We start from the raw sequence: 1,490 nt of genomic DNA, 5'->3' as shown, positions 1-1,490 counted from the left end.
TGTCAGTATTTTGAGTGAGCGATCTGTCCGCAAGGACATTAAACAGAGATTGAACTGAAGAGTTTGATCCTGGCTCAGATTGAACGCTGGCGGCATGCCTTACACATGCAAGTCGAACGGCAGCGCGGGGCAACCTGGCGGCGAGTGGCGAACGGGTGAGTAATATATCGGAACGTACCCTGGAGTGGGGGATAACGTAGCGAAAGTTACGCTAATACCGCATACGATCTAAGGATGAAAGTGGGGGCTTCGCAAGAACCTCATGCTCCTGGAGCGGCCGATATCTGATTAGCTAGTTGGTGGGGTAAAGGCCTACCAAGGCATCGATCAGTAGCTGGTCTGAGAGGACGACCAGCCACACTGGAACTGAGACACGGTCCAGACTCCTACGGGAGGCAGCAGTGGGGAATTTTGGACAATGGGCGAAAGCCTGATCCAGCAATGCCGCGTGAGTGAAGAAGGCCTTCGGGTTGTAAAGCTCTTTTGTCAGGGAAGAAACGGTGGAGGCTAATATCCTCTGCTAATGACGGTACCTGAAGAATAAGCACCGGCTAACTACGTGCCAGCAGCCGCGGTAATACGTAGGGTGCAAGCGTTAATCGGAATTACTGGGCGTAAAGCGTGCGCAGGCGGTTTTGTAAGTCTGTCGTGAAATCCCCGGGCTCAACCTGGGAATTGCGATGGAGACTGCAAGGCTAGAATCTGGCAGAGGGGGGTAGAATTCCACGTGTAGCAGTGAAATGCGTAGAGATGTGGAGGAACACCGATGGCGAAGGCAGCCCCCTGGGTCAAGATTGACGCTCATGCACGAAAGCGTGGGGAGCAAACAGGATTAGATACCCTGGTAGTCCACGCCCTAAACGATGTCTACTAGTTGTCGGGTTTTAATTAACTTGGTAACGCAGCTAACGCGTGAAGTAGACCGCCTGGGGAGTACGGTCGCAAGATTAAAACTCAAAGGAATTGACGGGGACCCGCACAAGCGGTGGATGATGTGGATTAATTCGATGCAACGCGAAAAACCTTACCTACCCTTGACATGTACGGAAGCCACGAGAGATCGAGGTGTGCTCGAAAGAGAGCCGTAACACAGGTGCTGCATGGCTGTCGTCAGCTCGTGTCGTGAGATGTTGGGTTAAGTCCCGCAACGAGCGCAACCCTTGTCATTAGTTGCTACGAAAGAGCACTCTAATGAGACTGCCGGTGACAAACCGGAGGAAGGTGGGGATGACGTCAAGTCCTCATGGCCCTTATGGGTAGGGCTTCACACGTCATACAATGGTACATACAGAGGGCCGCCAACCCGCGAGGGGGAGCTAATCCCAGAAAGTGTATCGTAGTCCGGATTGTAGTCTGCAACTCGACTACATGAAGTTGGAATCGCTAGTAATCGCGGATCAGCATGTCGCGGTGAATACGTTCCCGGGTCTTGTACACACCGCCCGTCACACCATGGGAGCGGGTTTTACCAGAAGTAGGTAGCTTAACCG

Annotated in this window: 1 rRNA gene; it reads left to right on the top strand. The window is 53.0% G+C overall.

Going from position 1 to position 1,490, the window contains the following annotated elements:
* Positions 1-51 precede the first annotated feature (51 nt).
* A 16S ribosomal RNA gene (locus RBA41_RS33300) occupies positions 52-1,490 on the top strand; the annotation flags it as partial.

This window comes from Massilia scottii (assembly GCF_030846495.1).
Lineage (GTDB): Bacteria > Pseudomonadota > Gammaproteobacteria > Burkholderiales > Burkholderiaceae_D > Telluria_A > Telluria_A violaceinigra.
This window is presented reverse-complemented; position numbering and strand designations above follow the sequence as displayed.